Source organism: Novosphingobium sp. P6W, from assembly GCF_000876675.2.
Lineage (GTDB): Bacteria > Pseudomonadota > Alphaproteobacteria > Sphingomonadales > Sphingomonadaceae > Novosphingobium.
The window spans coordinates 1,406,513-1,427,049 of sequence record NZ_CP030353.1 but is presented as its reverse complement, the minus strand read 5'-3'; the positions used below and the strand labels follow the sequence as shown (position 1 = coordinate 1,427,049).

General features: G+C 66.1%; 18 protein-coding genes. 9 read left to right on the top strand and 9 right to left on the bottom strand.

What is annotated here, in order from left to right; all coding sequences use genetic code 11:
* The first annotated feature begins 77 nt into the window (after nt 1–77).
* Entirely contained in the window at nt 78–998 is a 921-nt protein-coding gene (locus tag TQ38_RS22505; protein WP_043975458.1) for a Gfo/Idh/MocA family protein, read from the top strand.
* Nucleotides 999–1,097: 99 nt separating this feature from the next.
* On the opposite strand, the gene TQ38_RS22500 is transcribed toward TQ38_RS22505, so the two are convergent.
* From TQ38_RS22500 to TQ38_RS22480, 5 genes are all read right to left on the bottom strand, one after another.
* Nucleotides 1,098–1,913 carry a TauD/TfdA family dioxygenase gene (locus TQ38_RS22500; RefSeq protein WP_043975593.1) on the bottom strand — a complete coding sequence of 272 codons (816 nt, stop codon included), beginning with the start codon at nt 1,911–1,913 and terminating at the stop codon, nt 1,098–1,100.
* Nucleotides 1,914–1,939: 26 nt separating this feature from the next.
* Nucleotides 1,940–3,307, bottom strand: a complete 1,368-nt coding sequence (locus tag TQ38_RS22495; RefSeq protein WP_043975459.1) for an amidohydrolase family protein — start codon at nt 3,305–3,307, stop codon at nt 1,940–1,942.
* A gap of 223 nt (nt 3,308–3,530) precedes the next feature.
* On the bottom strand, nt 3,531–4,889 hold the full coding sequence (locus TQ38_RS22490) for an AtzE family amidohydrolase (protein WP_043975460.1): 1,359 nt from the start codon (nt 4,887–4,889) through the stop codon (nt 3,531–3,533).
* A gap of 4 nt (nt 4,890–4,893) precedes the next feature.
* A complete protein-coding gene (locus tag TQ38_RS22485) occupies nt 4,894–5,094 on the bottom strand; it encodes a hypothetical protein (protein ID WP_205316131.1) in 201 nt (66 codons plus the stop codon).
* 126 nt (nt 5,095–5,220) lie between these two features.
* Complete coding sequence (locus TQ38_RS22480; RefSeq protein WP_082057681.1) at nt 5,221–6,072, bottom strand: class III extradiol ring-cleavage dioxygenase; 852 nt, start codon at nt 6,070–6,072, stop codon at nt 5,221–5,223.
* Between the two features lie 213 nt (nt 6,073–6,285).
* Here TQ38_RS22480 and TQ38_RS22475 point away from each other — a divergent pair, with 213 nt between their 5' ends.
* Nucleotides 6,286–7,551 (top strand): MFS transporter, encoded by a 1,266-nt coding sequence (locus tag TQ38_RS22475; protein WP_043975462.1) that lies wholly within the window; start codon nt 6,286–6,288, stop codon nt 7,549–7,551.
* 7 nt (nt 7,552–7,558) lie between these two features.
* On the opposite strand, the gene TQ38_RS22470 is transcribed toward TQ38_RS22475, so the two are convergent.
* Together TQ38_RS22470 and TQ38_RS22465 are read right to left on the bottom strand one after the other, a co-directional pair.
* Nucleotides 7,559–8,128, bottom strand: a complete 570-nt coding sequence (locus tag TQ38_RS22470; RefSeq protein ID WP_043975463.1) for a PAS domain-containing protein — start codon at nt 8,126–8,128, stop codon at nt 7,559–7,561.
* Nucleotides 8,129–8,294: 166 nt separating this feature from the next.
* Complete coding sequence (locus TQ38_RS22465) at nt 8,295–9,401, bottom strand: acetamidase/formamidase family protein (RefSeq protein WP_043975464.1); 1,107 nt, start codon at nt 9,399–9,401, stop codon at nt 8,295–8,297.
* Between the two features lie 391 nt (nt 9,402–9,792).
* Here TQ38_RS22465 and TQ38_RS22460 point away from each other — a divergent pair, with 391 nt between their 5' ends.
* From TQ38_RS22460 to TQ38_RS22450, 3 genes are all read left to right on the top strand, one after another.
* Nucleotides 9,793–10,278 carry a VOC family protein gene (locus TQ38_RS22460; RefSeq protein WP_043975465.1) on the top strand — a complete coding sequence of 162 codons (486 nt, stop codon included), beginning with the start codon at nt 9,793–9,795 and terminating at the stop codon, nt 10,276–10,278.
* 107 nt (nt 10,279–10,385) lie between these two features.
* A complete protein-coding gene (locus TQ38_RS22455; RefSeq protein WP_240198055.1) occupies nt 10,386–11,594 on the top strand; it encodes an aromatic ring-hydroxylating dioxygenase subunit alpha in 1,209 nt (402 codons plus the stop codon).
* A 38-nt stretch (nt 11,595–11,632) separates the two neighbouring features.
* Nucleotides 11,633–13,960, top strand: coding sequence for an acetamidase/formamidase family protein (locus TQ38_RS22450; protein WP_205316130.1), 2,328 nt, complete (start codon nt 11,633–11,635; stop codon nt 13,958–13,960).
* A 198-nt stretch (nt 13,961–14,158) separates the two neighbouring features.
* Here the strand turns inward: TQ38_RS22450 and TQ38_RS22445 are convergent, their stop codons facing one another.
* Nucleotides 14,159–14,983 (bottom strand): oxidoreductase, encoded by an 825-nt coding sequence (locus TQ38_RS22445; protein ID WP_043975467.1) that lies wholly within the window; start codon nt 14,981–14,983, stop codon nt 14,159–14,161.
* A gap of 180 nt (nt 14,984–15,163) precedes the next feature.
* On the opposite strand from TQ38_RS22445, the gene TQ38_RS22440 reads away from it, so the two are divergent.
* The 4 genes from TQ38_RS22440 to TQ38_RS22425 are packed head-to-tail and all read left to right on the top strand — an operon-like array spanning nt 15,164 to nt 19,622.
* The gene (locus TQ38_RS22440; RefSeq protein ID WP_043975468.1) at nt 15,164–16,300 is read left to right on the top strand and encodes an LLM class flavin-dependent oxidoreductase; all 1,137 of its coding nucleotides are present in this window, start codon (nt 15,164–15,166) and stop codon (nt 16,298–16,300) included.
* Nucleotides 16,293–16,931, top strand: coding sequence for a cysteine hydrolase family protein (locus TQ38_RS22435; RefSeq protein ID WP_043975469.1), 639 nt, complete (start codon nt 16,293–16,295; stop codon nt 16,929–16,931). The genes TQ38_RS22440 and TQ38_RS22435 overlap by 8 nt, the downstream gene beginning before the upstream one ends.
* Complete coding sequence (locus TQ38_RS22430; protein ID WP_043975470.1) at nt 16,919–18,331, top strand: amidohydrolase family protein; 1,413 nt, start codon at nt 16,919–16,921, stop codon at nt 18,329–18,331. Before TQ38_RS22435 ends, TQ38_RS22430 begins: the two co-directional genes overlap by 13 nt.
* Nucleotides 18,332–18,374: 43 nt before the next feature.
* Nucleotides 18,375–19,622, top strand: coding sequence for a CynX/NimT family MFS transporter (locus tag TQ38_RS22425; protein ID WP_052505704.1), 1,248 nt, complete (start codon nt 18,375–18,377; stop codon nt 19,620–19,622).
* 39 nt (nt 19,623–19,661) lie between these two features.
* On the opposite strand, the gene TQ38_RS22420 is transcribed toward TQ38_RS22425, so the two are convergent.
* Entirely contained in the window at nt 19,662–20,513 is an 852-nt protein-coding gene (locus TQ38_RS22420; protein ID WP_043975472.1) for a TauD/TfdA family dioxygenase, read from the bottom strand.
* Nucleotides 20,514–20,537: the final 24 nt, after the last annotated feature.

Below are 20,537 nucleotides of genomic sequence, written 5' to 3'. Positions count from 1 at the left end.
ACCGCCGCGCTTTCGCGATTGATCGGCACGCTTTGCGGCGATAAAGCGCGATAAATACTATAAAAGAGGAGTTCGACGTGGAGCCTGTAAGATTGGGCCTCGTAGGTATCGGCAAGATCGCCCGCGACCAGCACTTTCCCGCGATTGCCGGCAATGACCGGCTGAACCTCGTTGCCACTGCCAGCCGGCATGGCCGCCTCGACGGTGTGGAGGGCTATCACGACATCGCCGAGATGGTCGGCGCCGCCGGGCTCGAGGCTGTCTCGCTCTGCACCCCGCCCGACGGGCGTTACGAACAGGCGCTCGTCGCCATCGAGGCGGGCGTGCACGTCATGCTCGAAAAACCGCCGGCCGTGACGCTCTCGCATGTCGAGGCCCTCGTCGCAGCAGCGCGCAAGGCGGGCGTCTCGCTGTTCGCAACCTGGCACTCCCGCGAGGCGGCGGGCGTGGCCCCTGCCCGCGCCTGGCTGGCCGACCGGCGCATCGACGCGGTGCGGATCGACTGGAAGGAAGACATTCGCCGCTGGCATCCCGGTCAGGAATGGATTCTTGGCCCCGGCGGCTTCGGCGTCTTCGATCCCGGCATCAACGCGCTATCGATCGCGACTGAAATCCTGCCCCGCGAACTCTTCGTGGAAAGCGCCAGCATGGACGTACCCGAAGGCCGCGCCTCGCCGCTGGCTGCCAGCATCTTGATGCGCTGCGGCAGCGCCGAAGTGCGCGCCGAGTTCGACTTCCTCCAGACCGGCCCGCAGACATGGTCCATCGAGGTCGACACCGATGCCGGAACCCTGCGCCTTACGCAGGGCGGCAGCGTGATCCAACTGCCCGGCGAGGCAGAGCAGACCGCGCCCGACGAGGAATACGCACGGCTCTACGACCGCTTTGCCGACCTCGTGGCCGAACGTGCGATCGACGTCGACCTGCGCCCGCTGCGACTCGTTGCCGATGCATTCCTGATCGCGGATCGCCGTGTGACGGAAGCTTTCGCCTTCTGAACTAGAGCGCCCAGGGCTACCCCTGCCCTGCGAATTAAACGCGCCCCGCTCGTCCTGAGCGGGGCATTTTACGCGGCGTACGCTGTCCTAAGCCGCCGCTCAACGCGGCACGTCGCCCAGGATCTGGACGCGGAAGCCCGAGCGGACTTGCGGGAAATAATCCCAGATCGCCGAGTGCTGGGCGCATCGGTTGTCCCAGAACGCGATCGAATGCGCGCCCCAGGTGAACCGGCACTGGAACAGGGGCTGTTTCACATGGTCGAACAGGTAGGCGAGCAACGCATCGCTTTCCGGCCGCGGGATGCCCTCGATATACGTGGTGAAGCCCTTGTTAACGTAGATCGACTTGCGCCCTGTCGAGGGGTGAGTGCGGATCACTGGATGGCTGGTGCGCGGCAAGGTCATGCCTTCGGGAGTGATGCCGCCAAACCCGACGACGGCGTCGTGCACGGCGGTCAGGCCTTCGAGGTGGGCCTTCATCCTGTCCGACAGCGCATCGTAGGCCGCGTACATGTTCGAGAATGCGGTGTCGCCGCCGCAGGGCGGGATAGTGTGCAGGTAAAGGATCGAACCCAGCGGCGGCTCGGGATCGCAGCTCATGTCCGAATGCCAGTCCTCGCCGGCGACGAAGGTGGAATCCGCGTCTGCGTGGATCACGGTCACTTCGGGATGACCGGGCGCCTGCCATGGCTTGGTACTGGGCGCGATGTGGATGCCGCCGAAGTAATTGGCGAAACGGATATGGGCCGCGTGATCCAGCGGCTGGTCACGAAAGAAGATGACCAGCCGGTCGTCCAGCGCGCGGTGCAGTTCCGCAACCTGAATCTCCGAAAGCGGCTGCGTCAGGTCTACGCCCGAGACGATCCCGCCCATGCCTGGGGTGAGCGGAGTGACCGTGATTGCCGAATATTCCACCGTGTTCGCTTCCTCGATTGATACTGTCACAGGATCGGCCATTCGCTCATCAGCGGCAGGCCCGAGCGGGCGAGCACGGCATCCGCCATCGCCTGCCCCTCGTCGTAGAGCGCGTCCTCGTCGATGGTGGTGCAGGCGAAATCGGCCACCACGCGCACCCCGTCGACCCAGACCGAATGCACGCCCCGCCCGTCCGCCGACCAGACCAGCTGGTCCACGGCATTGTTGACCGGCTGCCATTCCGGGCGGCGGGTGTCGTGGGCGACGATGTCCGCCTTCTTGCCGACCTCGATGCTGCCGATCACATCGGCCATGCCCAGCACCTTCGCGCCGTTGACGGTCGCCATTTCCAGCACTTCATGCGCCGGGAACAGCGAGCGGTCCTGCCGCGCATCCTTGAACAACGCCGCCATCAGCGTGATGACGCGCATCATGTCATGATTGTCGGCCCCGTCGGTGCCGAGCGCGATATTGACCCCGGCCCGCGCCATTTCAGGGAACAGGCCGTGCTTGCCCACGCCGTAACCGCAGCGGATCGACGCGCCGGGGCAATGAGTGACATGGGTGCCGCTTGCCGCAACCAGTTCGGCCTCGCGCGCGTCGATATGGACCATGTGGACGAGGTTGAGGTGCGGCCCCAGCACGCCAAGGTCCGCCAGATGCTCCACCGGGCGCTTGCCGGTGTTGGCGAGATACCATTCGCTGTCTCCCGCCACCGGGCTCATATGCGCGGAAATGCCGGTGCCTGTGCGTTTGGCCAGCGCGGTGACGCCCTGCCACAATGCATCGGTGGCGGTCATGTGGCCGATGAGGTTGGGCCAGGCGGCGATCCGCCGTCCGTCCTGCGGGTAGCGTTCCAGATCCTGCGTCAGCGCGGCGAGCGCATCGCGGGTCAGTGCCTCGGCGTCGGCGGAGGGGGCCCAGGCGCGGTCCTCGGTCCAACGGCCATTGCGGGCGCGGACGCCGGTGTCCTCGATCGCGGCCATGACTTCGTCGAAGGCGATGACGGTGCCGGCTTCGAGGAACGTCGTCGTGCCCGAACGCAGCATCGCGGCGATGGCCAGCTTCGCACTGACCGCCTGCTCGGCCGCGTCATGACTTTTGTAGAGCGGGATCACCCACTCGCCCAGTTCTTCATCGAAGGGCAAAGCCTCGGGGATGAAGCCCCGGATCAGCGTTTCGGTGACGTGGACATGGCAGTTGATGAAGCCGGGTGTAAGCACGAAGCGCCGCCCGTCGATAACCTCGCGCGCGTCGATGGCGGCAAGGTCGGCGCTTTTGCCGACCGCGACGATGGTATCGCCGGCGAAAGCCACGGCGCCGTCACGGATGACCCGGCGCGCACCGTCCATCGTGATGACGGTCGCGCCGGTGATGAGAGTGTCTGCCTGCATGTACCTTCGCGCCCTTGTTGCGGTGCCACTCTAGCCGCGACGGGCTTAGCGGCTTGTGCGAGCGCGGCGCAATTGTTGACGCAGGTGTGTGCCGGTTGGGGCTTCGACAAGCTCAGCCTGAGCGGGGTTCGAAGCATAGAGCAACTCCGCTCGGCCTGAGCGGAGTTGGAAGCATAGAGCAACTTCCGCTCATCCTGAGCTTGTCGAAGGGTCAGGCCGAGCCTCAAGCCCCCGCGGGCGGCAACGGAACCGCGCAGAGGCCCTTGTCGATCAACTGGCGCGCGGCGCGGAAAAGCAGCGGCTCGTTCCCTGCGGCGCTGATGAGCTGGATGCCCAGGGGCATCGTGAAGTCTCCCGCCAGCGGCAGCACCAGCGCGGGCAGGCCCATCAGGCTGATCGGCTGGGTGTAGATGCCAAGGTGGCTGCGCGCGGGGATCGACTTGCCCTCGAACGTCATCACCGGATCGGCGATCGTCGGCGCGAAACCAGGCGCGGCGGGGGTGAAGAGGACGTCGGCCAGCTCGAACTGGCGGCGCAGGCGCGCCTGGATCCAGCTACGGAAGCGCTGGGCGGCAAGGTAATCGTCCGCAGGCAGCAGCAGGCCCGCCAGCATACGGTCGCGCACCGGCGGCTCGAACTGCATGGGGTCCGCTTCCAGCGCAGGGCGGTGGAGGCTGGCGCCCTCGGCCGCGATAATGACCGAGGCGGCGGCGCGGGCGATCTCGGAATGGGGAAGCTCGAAGCTGATGCGCCCAAGGCGGTTCCAGAACGCGTCGAGCGGCCCGCGCATTTCTTCGGAGATATTGTCGTCGAACCAGCTCATCAACCGGCCGAAGGCGATCTCGCCGCGCGGAGGATCCGAACGCTCCGGCGCGCCTTCGCGCAGGACCGTGCGCACCAGCGAAACGTCGTCCAGATCGCGGCCCAGCACACCGACCACGTCGAGGCTTTCCACGAAGGGATAGACACCTTCGCGCGGAAGATCGCCGTATGTGGGCTTGAGGCCGATCACGCCGGTGAGGCCGGCGGGCACGCGCAGCGAGCCGTTGGTGTCGAAGGCAAGGCTGATCGGCACCGTGCCCGTCGCCACCGCCACGGCCGATCCGCCCGCAGCGCCGCCGGCGACGCGCGCAGGGTCGTGCGGGTTGCGGGTGGTGCCGTAATGGGCATTCATGGTGACGAAGCCGTAGCCGAATTCGTCCATGTTCTGCGTGCCAACCAGCACCGCGCCCGCCGCTTCGAGCAGCACGATGGCGCGGGCATCGCGGCTGGCGAACGATGCGCTGAGGCGCGTGCGCGATCCGGCGGTGGTGATTTCACCGGCAACGTCGAACAGGTCTGCCACGCCGAACGGGACACCTGCCAGCGGACCGGGATCAAGTCCGGCCTCCACCAGCTTGTCGACCGCCGCCGCGCGCGGCAGGGCGCGCCTGCGCAGGAGGCGGGTGAAGCCACTATGCTCGCCCCCAAGCGCCTCGGCGCGGTCCAGCGCGGCCTGGCACAAGCTGACCGCCGTGACCTGGCCTGAGCGGACCTTCGCGGCCATGGCGATCGCGGTGAGCGGCGTTGTATCGACAGCCATTAGCTCAGGCCTCGAAGCGCATGGCGCTGGCGCTGCGCGGGTCGAGCGCGAAGGCGCGCAAGGTGGCCACGTGGTCCTGCAGGACGATCAGGTTGGACAGAACGCCGGGCGTGCAGTCCGCAGGCGCGGTGATACCGGCCTCGGCCATGCGCGCGGCGATGCTGTCCTCGGTCGGATGAGCCGCTTTCCCGCTTTCCTGCGCCACCGCCTTCGCTCCTTCACGCGATCGAGTACCTATCGAGGCACCCTTACAGCCTTGCCGACAGGCGGCAAGACGGTTCGCGTTTGTGGCAGGCCCCGTCCGGTCTCAAGTCACGGACGGAGCGGGAATTCAGCCGAAGCGGTAGGCGGAAATATCGGCCATCATCACGTTATCGCCGAACACCTTGACGCCCGGCGAATCCGCGCCGGCCCCGGCTGCCACCATCAGCGGCAACAGATGCTCCTCACGCGGGTGCGAAAGGCGGCCCGCCGGCGCATCGGCCCACCCGGTCAGGTTGGCTTCGCGTTCCTGCGGGGCGGCCTCCACGGCGCCGGTCAGCCACTGGTCGAAAACGGCAGAAGGCCGCGTCGCCGCGGGTGTGCGGAAGCCGCGCATGTTGTGGTAGCTCATTCCCGAGCCGACGATCAGGATGCCCTCGTCGCGCAAAGGCGCCAGCGCACGGCCTGCGGCGATATGCTCGGCCGGATCGAGGTCCGCTTTCAGCGAAAGCGGCACGACCGGGATGGACGCTTCTGGGTCGATCAACAGGAACGGCACGAATACACCGTGGTCGAACCCGCGCGCGGCATCGGTGCGCGCCGACAGGCCCGCGTCGGTAAGCAGGGAAACGATGCGCTCGGCCAGTCCGGGCGCGCCGGGAGCGGGATACTTCAACTCATAGGTATGCGGGGGAAAACCGTAGTAGTCGTAGATCATCCCCGGCTCGACGGCGGCGGAGGCGGTGAAGGCCGGCTCCTCCCAGTGGCCCGAGATCACGACGATGCCCTTCGGCTTTTCCGGCAAGGTGGACACCAGCGCACGAAGCCACGCCTCGGTCTTGTGCCAGGTGTCGGCCGGGCCGCCCATCGCCGTCCAGTCCATGAAGAAGCAGGGCCCGCCGCCGTGGGGGATGAAGAAGGTGGGCATCTGGGTGCCTGAAGCTGCCACGGGGGCCACCATATCGGCTGTCTGCACATTCATCGCCGCGAATCGTCCCTTGCTGAATTTCCTGCGGCCTGCCCGAGTTTTGGACCAGGCCAGCCGCTGTCCACAAAATCGGATGCCCGCCCCGCCTGTGCAAGAGGGCAGACTTGATGGGCTGCGAAGGATTTGTTGCAGTGCGGTGATAATCGCTTGGGATCGGGGCCGAGGGGGCATCTACTCCGGGAAATTCGAAAAAATTGGAGACCCGCAATGCCCACCGCTTCCCGGGACCGAACCGCAACGCACCTTGCTATCGCCGCGACTACCGGCAACCTCGTATGTGTCACCGCTGCCATCAGCGCCACGTTCGGCACCTTGCTCGTGCCGATCTCGCAGGACCTGGGATGGTCGCGCGCGGCGGTGTCGGGGGTGCTGGGGCTGATCGCGATCGTTGCTGCCATCAGCTATCCGCTGATCGGGCGGACGATGGACCGGGTGGGCGCACGGCCGCTGATCCTGTGCGGCAACGTGGCGCTGGCGCTACTGATCATGAGCCTGTCGCAGACCACCGGGAACATCTGGCTGTTCTATGCCCAGTTCGGCGCGATCGGGCTGGCCGGGGCAACTTGCGCATCGCCGATGATCGCCAAGATCGTATCCAACTGGTTCGACGAACGGCGCGGCCTGATGCTGGGCGTCACTGCTGGCGTAGGCAACGGCGTGGGCGCCACGGTTATGCCGATCGCGGCAGGCATACTGCTGCCGATCATCGGCTGGCGCGCCACTTACGGCGCCATCGGTCTGATCGTTCTCGTCATCGGCTTCCCGCTGATGTGGCTGTGGCTGCACGATACCCCGGCGCGCGCACCCAGCGCACCGGCGCGCGTGTTCGAAGGCATGACCCTGCGCGAGGCGGCGTCCACCCGCCGCTTCTGGGTACTGCTGATCGCCGTGGCAAGCGGCGCGGGCGGCATGACCGCCGTGTTCACCCATGTCGTGCCGATGATGACCGACCGGGGTTACGGCCTTGGCGAGGCAACCGCCACCGTGGCCACTTTCGCCCTCGTCACCGCTGCCTGGCAGGTGGTGACGGGCGGGCTGCTCGACCGACTGCGCACGCCGCTGCTGGTCGTGCCGATGTACGGCGCGGCGATGGCCGGGCTGGGCCTGCTCCAGTTCGGCCAGGGCAGCCTGGCGATGACCGCTGCGGGCGTACTGCTGGGCGTTGGCATGGGGGCCGAATACGGGGCGCTTTCGTACTTCTGCTCTCGCTATTTCGGGCTGAAGCACTTCGGTTCGATCAATGCGGTGCTTTATGCCGCCGTGATCCTTGCCCAGGGGCTGACCCCGGCGGTGATGGACCTTAGCTACGGCAGCACCGGCTCCTACGACCAGGCTTCGGCCGCGATCATCGCAGTGCTGGGCGTGGGCATGGCACTGCTGTTCCTGCTCCCCGGCATCGGCGCGGACGGGCGCACCCGCATGCGCAATGCGGCCCCCGCAGGTTCGGGCGAGATGACGTTGGCGGCAGGCTGAACCGCCGTCAGCGGGCCGAGCAGTCCTCGAGACCGACCAAGGTGAGTTTGGCCTGCGCGATGGTGGCGGCGGCGTCCGCAATGGTCGCCAGCGCTTCCTCCACAATCAGGCCGCTATCGGCGGCCAGCCGCGCGAGCCGGGTCAGCGTGCGTCGCAGTTCCCGGTCATAGTCGTTCAGGCGCTGCGGCTGGACCCGGCTGATATCGAACTGCGAAGCGAAGAAGTAGCGGGTCTGCCCTGCAGGCGCCCGCAGGCGGGACAGGTAAAGCAGGTTGACGAAAGCCGTTCCATCCTTCCTGAAATTGACGATCGGCGTGCGGACGCCCTCCGCATCTTCGTTAAGCAGGAAAACGGACAGCATCGACCGGGCCTCCCGGTCGTCGACATCGCGCTGAAGCACACGGCAGTTACGCCCCAGAATTTCCTCTGCGCTATAACCGGTCAGATCGACAAACTTGCGGTTCACATAGACGAGCGGATGATCGCCGATGACCGAGGCCAGCGAAAGCGCCGTGGGAGAATCGTCGAAAAACGCGCGCAGTTCTGCGGGAATCTCATCACCCTGCGCATCAGTCATTTTCCAAGCTCGCCCGGCCCCCCAATTGATTTCCCTGCCGATACAATGTCCTGCGGCGGAAAGGGAAAGAAATCGCCGGCCTCAACTCTTTTTCGGCCGACTCGAAAAATAGCCCGGTTCTTGCGAACCGGGCTTTCAGGCTATCCCGTCAGGAGTGAGGGCTCCTTTACCCGGGATCGAGCTTGACGGGGTCGATGACCGTGCCCTTGGCCGGGAACATCCGCCGCTCGATGCGCGCGTGGACGCCCAGCGTACCGTCCACCACCTGGGTGATGCCGAAGTCCGCCGCCACGCTCATCAGCGAATAGGCGTCGTTCCGGCTCAGCCCCTGCTTCTCGTGGAGCAGGTGGATCATATCCAGCGAACAGTTCTTCATCGCCTCGTCGAGGTCGGCGCCGAAGCCGTGGACGATCCAGTTTTCCGGCGTTTCCAGCAGCGGCGAGGGGAAGTCGAAGTCCTTGCGCAGGATGATCTGGAACAGGCAGTCGAGCGAGGCCTCGATCGCGGTGCCACTGATCTCGCCGTCGCCCTGGCTGACGTGCGGATCACCGATCGAGAACAGGCCGCCCTTGACCTGGCACTTGTAGAACATCGTCGAACCGGCGCCGATGCGCCAGTTGTCGATGTTGCCGCCGTGCAGGCCCGGCGGGATGGTCGAGACCGGCTCGTTCACCGCAGGCGCGACGCCCGCCGTGCCCAGATGCGGGCGGGCCGGGATCGTGATGCCGGGCAGCGCCGGATGACGATCGCATTCCGGGCAATTGGTGATGGTGCCGGGCACCGTGTAATCACCGGGGAAATCATAGGCGTACAGCGCATGGGCAGTGTTGGCATTGGGGTCGAGTTCGTAGATCGTCACCCGCACCTGCTTGCCGAATTCCTCATACAGATGCCCCCAGTTGGCGGCGAGGTTGGAGCCGTAATTGCAGCGCGGCACCATCTGCAGGTAGCGCACCTCGATCATGTCTCCCGGCTCGGCATCCTCGATGTAGATCGGGCCGGTCATGATGTGGCAGCCGGGAGCACGGCTGGCGGGGTCCACCTCGCGGAAGATGCGTTCGATGCCTTCGTCGAACATCAGGCTGGCATCGTCGCCGGCGTGGTGAGTCACGGCCTCGGCATGGACGAGGTCGCCGCTTCTGATGCGCAGCGCCGGCTTGATATCGGGCGAGAAATAGCCCCAGTGGATGGTCTCCGGCGTGGCCTTGAGATGCCAGATCGCCGAAGGCCGAACCTGCGCCTTCGCCGAACCGAAAGTGGTGACCGAAGCCATGCATTGCCCCTTTGCTGGATGGAGGATCTAGGCTCTCAGCTTCGCGGGGATGCGCAAAAGGGTCTTGGCCCTGCGCGCCCTCCGAGTTGGCGACGGCGGTAGTTGGTGCATCTGCGGGGGGCTTCGACAAGCTCAGCCTGAGCGGGGTTGAAGGTATAGAACAACTTCTGCTGACCCTGAGCGGGGTTGAAAGCATAGGGCGACCTCCGCTCAACCTGACGGCGTTGGAAGCATAGAACACCTTCCGCTCACCCTGAGCTTGTCGAAGGGTCAAGGCTGAGCTTGTCGAAGCCCTGCCGCGCCAACATCAACAAACCGGACGCCTGCCGCCAAGAGCGCCGCGCCTGATTGGCGCACACCTTCCGTCATCGAGACCGCAAGGAACACGCCCATGCCCAACACGCTCATCTTCGTAGACCTGCCCGCCGACGATCCCGCCGCTGCCGGCCGTTTCTACGCCGAAGTCTTCGGCTGGCGCGACGACCACAAGCCCGAAGGCGTCTATCACCGCATGGTCCCCGGCGGCATGTTCCCCAACCCCGACGGCAGCGACAGCGAGATCGGCAACCTGCACCTTGGCATCTTCGACCCCGCCAACGCCCGCCCGCATCCCAATGACGCCGGCGTCGACCCGCGCGCTATCTCGGCCGAGGGCCGCAAGCCCCGCATCTGGGTGCTCATCAGCGACGACGACACGCCCGAGCGCATCCTTGCCGCCGCTGAGGAGCGCGGCGCCACGGTGCTGTGGCGCAACCACTTCTGGAGCACGTTCAACGGCCTCAACCACGCTTTTCGCGACCCGTGGGGCAACGAGATCCTGCTGTGGGGCAAGGCCGGCGATCCGCCCAGGATCCCGGACGACTACACCCGCGAATAAGTCGAACACCCCGTTCGCATTTGCGTTCTTGTCTTCGCAGATGCGGCATGCAGAGTTCGGTCCAAGCTGCACCCGAAGCGCACCCAAACACACCAGGGAAGTACACCATGTCCGCCCCAACGATGCCCGCCCCCTTGATGTCAGACAGCTTCATCGAATCCCTGTCCGCCTCGGCAGTCGACCTTGCCGATGCGGTGACGCTGCCGCCCGAATGCTACACCGGCACCGACTTCTACGAGTTCGAGAAGGACGCGCTCTACTTCAACGAGTGGCAGTGCGTGGGGCGCGAATCGTGGATCGGGGAGCCGGGCGAATTCTTCACCACCCGCACCGTCAACGAGCCGATCATCGTCGCGCGCAACCTTGCCGGAGAGATCAACGCGATGTCGGCGGTGTGCCAGCACCGCGCGATGCTGGTCGCCGAAGGGGCGGGCAAGGCGCGCGGGTTCCTGTGCCCCTACCACCACTGGAGCTACTCGCTCGACGGCGCGCTGGTGGCCGCGCCCGCCATGAACAAGACCTGCAATTTCGACCGCAAGGAAAACGGCCTGCCGCGCTTTGCCGTTGAAATCTGGAACGGCTTCATCTTCGTCAACTTCGACCTGAACGCCGCCCCGCTCGGCCCCCGTCTTGCCAAGGTGGCGGACGCGATCTCCGGCTACGACCTTGCCAGTGCCGAAGGCCCCAGGCCGGACCCTGCGGCCAAGTTGCCGTGGAACTGGAAGGTCATGTTCGAGAACAACAACGACGGCTACCATGCCAGCCGCCTGCACGCCGGGCCGCTGCACGACTTCGTGCCCTCGGGCCGCGCGGAATTTCCGCATTCCGAGCCTGAGGACGCAGGGTTCCTGCGCTTCAACGGCACCCTGCATCCCGACGCCAGCTTCAACGCCACCCAGCGCGCGGTGCTGCCTGTATTTCCCGGCCTGACCGACGAGGGCCGCAGCCGCATGACCTTCGCCAACGTCCCACCGTCGCTGTCGCTGGTGATGATGAGCGACATGGTGATCTACCTCATCCTGCGCCCCGACGGCCCGGAATCGCACGAACTGGAAACCGGCTTCCTCTTCGCGCCAGGCGCCATGGCCGAGCCGAATTTCGACAACCTGCTCGACATGAACCTTTCCGCCTCGGGCAAGATCATCGCCCAGGACATGCATGTCGACGGACTGGTGCAGGAAGGCCTGCGTTCGCGCTTCGCACCGCGCGGCCGCTATTCGTGGCAGGAGGGCGCGCAAGGCCAGTTCAACAAGTGGCTGGTCCACCGTTACCGCAATGCACACAAGCGTCTGGCCGGTGCCGAGGCGATCGACTAGGCTTGGTATTCAGGGTTAAATAACAAGGGTAATCCGGCATGACCGGCGTGCGATTGACGACCAATGCCTATCCGCACGACCAGCGCCTGGAAGCCTGGCGTTTTGCACTGCAGCGCGTCAGCCTCGAACTGGATGGCGGCGACGAGGATATCTACGGAGACCTCGTCAGCTTCACCAGCGGCCAGAAAATCCAGTTCATCCGCTGCACCGGCACGGCGCAGGCGCTGACCCTGGATTTCCAGCAGGAGGCCCGCTGTTTCTGGCTCGTCCTCCTGCTCGAAGGCCGCCTCACTGCCACCAGCGGCGATGCGGTGGTCGAAATCGGCGAGGGCGACATGGTATACGGCGGCGGCGACACCCGCTGCCGGATCGCCGCCGAGGGCGATTTTCGCTTGCTCATCGTCAAGGTGCCGCACAGCCTGCCCGCGCTGAAATCGCGCTCGCAGCTGCCGACACAGATCAGCGACCTCATCGCCGACACCGCCGTTGGCCGCATGATGTCCAGCCTGCTGCGCACCGTCGCCGACACCATCCTCGACATTTCGGACGACCAGATCCGCCCGGTCGAACTGGCCCTGCCCGAAATGATCGCCGCCACCCTGCTGGACCGCGCGCCCGCCAAGGCGCTGGGCGGGGCGGCAGGCGGACGCGCCGCGATCCTGGAGCGGGTGTTCCAGTCGATCGAGATGCGCTTGTCCGACCCGAACCTGAACACCCACCAGATCGCGTCCGAGCACAATATCTCGCCGCGCTACCTGCAGAAGCTGTTCGAGCAGCACGGCGAAAGTTTCGGCCACTACGTCAAGCTGCGCAGGCTGGAACGCTGCCGGCTGGACCTTGGCAGTCCGCTGCATGCACAGCGCTCGATCTCGGAAATCCTGTTCCAGTGGGGCTTCAACGACAGCGCCTCGTTCTCCCGCGCCTTTCGCGAGCAGTACGGGATGAGCCCGCGCGAATATCGCAAGTCTCCCGAAAGCGTGGGCACTTCGGCCGAAGCCCCCCGGCGCGGCCGGCCGGAAAAGGCCCGCGACGTGCGGCTGGAAAACCGCGAACCCGCTAGCGTGCTAGAAGGCGTGCTGCCCGGCGCAGACGCCCTGCCCGCGCTGGACGATGCCGCGCGCACCCGCCGCCACCACTTCCTGCCCGCCCGGCCCGACACCATCCACTGGGGTTATTTCAGCCGCTCGCTTAGCCCGGCGCTGGAAATCCGCTCGGGCGACTATGTCACCATCGAAACCCTGACCCACCACGCCAACGACGATGCCGAGCGCATGATCGAAGGTGATGCGGGCGCCGAAGCAGTGTTCCACTGGACCGCCGAGGGCAAGGCGGTGGAACGGCGCGGCGCCGGTCCGTTTGATGCATCTGCCTTGGGGCGCGGCCCCGGCGAGGGTTTCGGCGTCCACATCTGCACCGGCCCGATCGCGGTGGAGGGCGCCCGCCCCGGCGACGTGATCGAAGTACGCATCCTCGATATGGAAGCCCGCCCCAGCCAGAACCCGCGCTTCGCGGGTCGCTCCTTCGGCAGCAACGTCGCCGCGTACTGGGGCTTTCACTATAAGGACCTGCTGACCGAACCCAAGGACCGCGAGGTCATCACCATCTACGAGATGGACGACGAACCCGGCCGGGCCACGGCGCAGGCGGTCTACTCCTATCGCTGGACCCCGCAGACCGACCCTTCGGGCGTGGTCCACGAACGTTACGACTATCCCGGCGTCCCGGTCGATCCCGAAACGATCACCCGCAACTTCGACGTTCTGCGCGACGTGACGATCCCGGTGCGCCCGCACTTCGGCGTGATCGCGCTGGCACCGGCGCATTCGGAACTGATCGATTCGGTGCCCCCTGCCAACTTCGGCGGCAACATCGACAACTGGCGGCTGGGCAAGGGCGCCAGTTGCTTCCTGCCCGTGGGCGTGCCGGGCGGCCTGCTGTCGATGGGCGATCCCCACGCCAGCCAGGGCGATAGCGAACTGTGCGGCACCGCCATCGAATGTTCGATGACGGCGGTGATCCAGGTTATCCTCCACCCTGCAAAGACCAGCCGCAAATACATTCGCGACATCGACTATCCGATGATCGAGACGCCCGACGAATGGGTGATCCTGGGCTTCTCCCACCCCGATTACCTCAAGGAACTGGGCGCCAGCGCGCAGAGCGAAGTCTACAAGCAAAGCTCCATCGACGCCGCCATGCGCGACGCCTTCCGCAAGGCCCGCCGTTTCCTGATGACCCTGCGCGATTTCACCGAGGACGAGGCGATCTCGCTGCTGTCGGTGGGCGTAGACTTCGGTATCAGCCAGGTGGCGAACGGCAACTGGGGCGTGCACGCGGTGATCCGGAAGAGCTTGTTTTCGTCCTGATTGCTCTGCGCGAACACACCACGCCGCCTTCCTGACATCGTCACCCTGAACTTGTTTCAGGGTCCATTGCGCCGCATATCCCGCGCGATGCTCGGCAAACCGCCGGGGCAGCTAGTGAAGCGACACCTCGGCCAATGGCGCCCGATGGACCCTGAAACAAGTTCAGGGTGACGATGCTTGTACCGCAGGGGCAGCCCGCTACTCCGCCCCAACCGACGTCGTCAGGTGCTTCCACGTCTCGAACTGCTCGCCCAGCATCGCGAACTCGCGCGTGGCATAACCCAGCGCGTCGGTGCCCAGCAGCAGGACCAGCGGCGGCTCGCTCGATGTCACCGCAGTCAGGATCGCCGCTGCAATAAGGTCGGGATCGCTCGGCTCCTCGCCGTGGTGCCCGGTCAGCACCTCACGCGCGACATGCGCCGTCTCCGCATAATCGGCGATGCTTGGCTCTGCCCCCAACAGGCGCGAGGCGGCGAACTCGGTACGCATTCCGCCCGGCGCCACGTTCGTCACCTTGATGCCCAGCGGGTTCACTTCCTGCGCCAGCGTGCGCCCGATGCAGTCCAGCGCAAACTTGGTGGCGCCGTAGATGCCGGTTCCGTTCCAGCAGGCCATGCCGCTGATCGAGCCGACATTGACGATATGACCCGCCTTTCGGCTGCGAAGGTGCGGCAAGGCTGCCTGGATCACGGCCAGCGCGCCCCAGACATTCACATCGAACAGCGCCTTCGCATCCGCGATCGGGGTCTCCTCGACCGCGCCGGTATAGCCAAGGCCGGCATTGTTGACGATGAAATCCAGCCCGCCGGTCCGCGCCTCGGCCGCATCGACCACGGCGGTGACGGCCGCCGCATCAGTCACGTCCAGCACCATGCCGATGGCGCGCTCGCCAAGCGCCTCGAACGAGGCGGCCGCATCAGCGCTGCGCACCGTGCCGACCACGGTATCCCCCGCTGCCAGCGCCGCGCTCGCGATCGCGCGGCCAAGGCCGGTGCTTACGCCTGTGATGAACCAGTTGCTCACGTTCGATCTCCCTCGTGCCTGATGCGGTGTGGCCTACCGCGCCCTGCCCCGCCACATCTTTACCGCCCGCGCCCGCCATGTTGATCGTGCGACAAGAGCGCGGGCGCAGGGTGACAAGATCGCATGCGCACCCCATTCTAGCCTGCACCCAGCAGCAATACGGCCTTTCAGGGGAGCCACATGAGCCAGAGCCAATCCAGACCGGCAACATTCGGCCTGCCGTCCGACACCGGCGGGCGGGACCTTGGCATCTTCATGCCGATGGCGAACGGCGGCTGGATCCTGTCGAAGAACGCCCCCACGCTCGACGGCTCCTACGACTATAACCTGAAAGCCGCGAAGCTGGCCGAGGATATCGGCCTCGACTTCATCATGGCGATGGCGAAATACCGGGGCTACGGCGGCGAGACCGAGCACTGGCGCGCCAGTCTGGATTCGCCGATGATGATGGCCGGCCTTGCGCAGGCGACCAGCCGCGTGAAAGTCTGGGCCACTGTCCATACGATCCTGCAGAACCCCGCCGTCACCGCCAAGATGATCGCCACGCTCGACCAGATCAGCCACGGCCGCGCCGGGCTGAACGTCGTCACCGGCGCCTACAAGGGCGAATTCGCGCAGATGGGCGCATGGCCCGAAGGCGTCGACCACGACGAGCGCTACGTCCTGGCGACCGAATGGATACAGGCGATCAAGGCGCTGTGGACCGAGCCGTCGGTCACCAGCCACGGCAAGTATTTCACCCTCGACGACTGCATCTCCGATCCCAAGCCCGCCAGTCCGCCGTTCCTGGTCTGCGCCGGCACATCGAAGGTCGGGATCGAGTTCACCGCCAACGAAATGGACGCCCTGTTCCTCTCGGGCGGCAATGTCGAGGAACTGGCCAAGGCCAGCGCCGATGCCAAGGCCGGTGCGGCGGCGCTGGGCGCGAAGATTCGCACGTACTCGATGATGACCGTGGTCTTCGGCGAGACCGACGCCGAAGCCGAGGAAACCGCCGCGCACTTTCGCGCCGGGTTCGACGAAGGCGCCCTGCACGGCATGATGCGCGCCTACGGCTTTCTCGATAGCGAGATCGGCAAGGAAAACGCCTTCACCCAGAAGGCCCGCTCCACCTTCATGACCCCGCATGTGCTGGGCACGCCCGAAACGGTGATCGAACGCCTGAGCGCGATCTTCGAGAACACCTCGCTCGATGGGCTCATGCTGATCTTCCCCGATTATCACGCCTCGCTGCCGGTCTTCGGCGAAAAGGTGCTGCCGGTTCTGCGTGAGCGCTTCCCCGCGCAGATCGCGGCAGTGGAGGCCGCGAATGGCTGATCTTCCCCACGTCGCCCAGCCGGGCGAGATGATCGCGCCGCAGCGCACCGCCCTGATCGTCGTCGACGTGCAGGTGGACTTCGCTTCTCCCGAGGGGCTCATCGGCCGCTACGGCACCGACATGTCCCCCGCCGAAGCGGCCATCGACAAGATCGAAACCCTCATTGCCGCCGCCCGCAAGACCGGCGCGGCCGTGGGCTTCATGCGCGTGATGACCCGGCCCGAAACCGATTCCAACGCGCTGAAAACCTGGATGGCCCGCCGCGGCACGCCGGGCAGCGAGGGCATTTGCCGCATCGGCAGCGGCGGCGAGGACTATTACCGCGTTTCCCCCGAGCCGGGCGACATCGAGGTGGGCAAGCTGGCCTATTCCAGCTTCCACGGCACCGATTTCGAGGAACAGTTGCGCGCGCGCGGGATCGACACGCTGGTGATGACCGGCCTCACCACCGATTGCTGCGTTGATTCCACCACACGCGACGCCTTCCACCGCGATTTCCATACCTTCGTGGTATCTGACGCCTGCGCCAGCTTCGACGAGGCGCTGCACGTCCACGCCCTGGCCGCGCTCAACGAACATACCTCGCTGCTGGTGACGACAGACGCTGTGGTGGCGGCATGGTCGGCCTGACGCCCGGCGATCCGGTCCCGGTCGACCTGCTGATCCGCCGCGCGTGGATCGTCACCATGGACGCAGAGCGGCGCATCTACCGCGACGGCGCCCTTGCCGTGATCGGCGACCGCATCCATGCCGTAGGGCCCAGCGCCGAGATCGAGGCCGCAGTCAGCCCCCGCGAGGTGATCGACGGCTCGCGCTTTGTGCTCACGCCCGGCTTCGTCAACTGCCACGTCCACACCACCGGCGAGCCGCTGACGCGCGGCGCCGTGCCTGACGATGCGGACTGGGAAACCAACGTGATGGGCTGGCTGATCCCCATCGACATGGCCCAGACGCCGGAAGAGGAACGCCTTTCCGCCCGCTTCGCCGCGCTGGAGATGCTGCGCACCGGCACCACCTGCTTCGTCGAGGCCGGCACCATCCTCGACCTTCACGCGGTCCACGACGGCCTTGCCGAAACCGGCATTCGCGGGCGCATCGGCCAGTGGGCACAGGACCGCGCCTTCGATCCGGCCGAGAACCAGGCCGCGCTAACCGCCAGGGCCATCGACACCCTGCAGCGCGAGGTTGAGCGCTATTCCTGCGCCGGAGACCCACTGCTGGCCGCATGGCCCGCGCTGGTCGGCCATTCCACCGCCACCGACGATTTGTGGCGAGCGGCCACCAGCCTCGCCAGGGACCACGGCGCCGGGGTTACCGCGCATATGAGCCCGGACCCGCAGGACCCCGATTTCTACCTCGCCGCAACCGGCAAACGGCCCATCGCCCACCTTGCCGACATCGAAGCGCTCGGAGATCATCTGTCGCTGACCCATGCGATCTTCCTCGATGCCGAAGAAGTCGGCCTGCTGGCCGGCACCGGCACCCATGTAACCCATTGCCCGATGACGGCGATGAAGGGCGCTTACGGGGCCAGCCATTCAGGCTTGTTCCCGGAAATGGCGGCGGCAGGGGTGCCCATCCAGCTGGGCACGGACGGTAACAACAACGGCAACGCCGCCGACATGATGCGCGCGATGTACGTGACCGCCGGTCTGTTCAAGGACGCTCGGCGCGATTCCAGCCTGTTCTCGGCTTACGACGTGCTGGAATTCGCCACCGTGAACGGCGCCGCCGGCGCACAGATGAGCCACCTGATCGGCAGCCTGGAGCCGGGCAAGAAGGCCGACTTCGTGGCCCACGACCGGCAGCGCCCGGAATGGACGCCGCTGCTCAACGTGGTCAACCAACTGGTCTGGTCGGCTGACGGACGCGGCGTCCATTCGGTCTGGGTCGACGGGCGCCGTCTGGTAGACAATTACCGTGCGACCACCATCGACGAGGAGCAGATCCTCGCCGAAGTGGAAGCCGCCGCCCCGGCGCTGCTTGCGCGCGCTGGAAAGACCGTTCCCTGCCGGTGGCCGGTGCTATGAGCCCGGCCGCCGCTTTCTCTTCAAGCCCGCTGGGGATCACGCCATGAACATGCCCTTGAAAGCCCCGATGAACACCCGGCTGCTCGTCTACGTCGTGCTGCAGGCGCTGTGCCTGATGTACTTTCTGCTGTCGGCGGGCACCTTCAACTCGCTGGGGATGGTCATCCCTTCGATGGTGCAGGAATTCGGCATGTCGTGGGCGCAGGCGGGCTTCGGCTTCACCCTGCTGGGCACCGCCTGCGGGATCATCAGCCTGGCGCCGGCCTGGACTATCCGCAAGCTGGGCGTAGGGCGCACGCTGCTGACAGGTACGGTGATCCTCTTTGCCGGGTTCGGGCTGCTTTATGCCTCGACCGGGGTGATGACCTATTACCTCGGCACCACACTGCTGGGTGTGGGGTACTGCTTCTGCGGAACGGTGCCTGCGGTCCACGTCCTGTCCAGCACGTTCAGGCGCCGCTCGACGGTGCTGGGGCTGTACTTCACCATCGGCAACCTTGGCGCGGTCGCCGGGCCGATGCTGTTTTACAGCTCGCAGTCGGCGGGAATGGACTGGCGCGCCTACTGGATGATGCTGGCCATTGCAGCGGTGGTGATCGGCGGTTTCAGCACCATCGTCGCCAGCCGCCTGCGCCTTGCCGGCCCCGAGGAACCGCACGCCCCGTCCGCGGATGCGCCCGCCGAATGGACCGTGCGCGCGGCGCTGGGCACAGTGCAGTTCTGGATCGTGGTCGGCGCCTATACCGCCTGCCTGGCGATCAACACGACCACGCACGGCTTCGCCTATCAGAACCTCCTCGAACACGGCATCGCGCAGGACCGCGCCTCTCAGCTTATCAGCCTTTCGGCGCTGGTTTGCGCAGTAGGCTCGGCATTGGCGGGGATCGTTGGCGAGAAGACCTCGGCGCGCGCGCTGACGATGTTCTCGCTGGGATGCCTGGGCTTTTCAGCTGCGCTGCTGGCGGTGGCCGATGGGCCGCTGGTGCTGGTCCTGTGGATGATCGCCTTCGGCGGCGGACTGGGTTTCAGCTACGTCAGCACGGTGATGCTGCTGCAGGAATACTTCGGCCAGAAAGCGTCGCTCGAACTGTACTCGATCATGATGGCGGTCTCCACCTCCGCCGCACTCGGCCCGGCGCTGGGCGGGGCGATCAAGGACCAGACGGGCAGCTTCTCGGGCATCTTCTTCGGGCTGGCCGCAGTCAGCGCCGTGCTGTTCTGCGTGGTGGCGGTGCTGCGCAAGCCCGCCGCAAAGACGCGGTTTCAGGGGACCTTGGCGGCCGAAAGCTGATGGTCGTCCCGGACCCGCGTCCGGGACGACCATCAGCGTTCAAACCGGCTTCTCGCCCTTGACCTGGATGCGGTAGCCCGAGCGGACCTGCGGGAAATAGTCCCAGATCGCCATGTGCTGGCCGCAGCGGTTGTCCCAGATGGCGATGGCGTGCGGGCTCCATGTGAAGCGGCACTGGAACATCGGGCTTTGCACATGGTCGAACAGGAAGCTCAACAGAGCCTCGCTTTCCCTCTCGGAAATCCCTTCGATCCGCGTGGTATAGCCCCGGTTGACGTAAAGCGCCTTGCGCCCCGTCACCGGATGGATGCGCACGACGGGGTGCGAGGTGCACGGCAATTCCTGGCCCTTGGGCACCAGTCCGCCAAACGCCTTTACCGCATCGTGGACCGCGCTAAGCCCTTCAAGCTGCGCCTTCATCCGGGCCGACAGCGCATCCCACGCCGCATACATGCTGGCGAACACGGTATCACCGCCCAGCGGCGGGATCGTGTGCAGGTAAAGCAGAGAACCCATCGGCGGCTCGGGGTCGGCGCTCATGTCCGAATGCCAGTCCTCTCCCGCGACGTAGGTGGAGTTCTCGTCCGCGTGCATCCTGGTGATTTCGTCGAAGCCGGGCACGCGCCAGGGCTTGGTGCTGGGGGCGACATGCGCCTCTCCGAACACGGCGGCGAGGCGGCGGTGCGCCGCGAAATCGATCGGCTGGTCGCGCAGGAAGATCGCCAGGTTTTCCGCCAGCGCGCGGCGCAGTTCGTCGGCCACGTCCTCGCCGAACGGCTGGGTCAGATCGACGCCGCTCACATAGGCGCCGATCGTGGGGTTGAGCTTCTCTACCGTGATGAGCCGATAGCCGGTCCCCGCTTCGACCCTGTGTTCAGCCACGACGTCCATCAATGCCTCCTGTTTCCTGCCTGA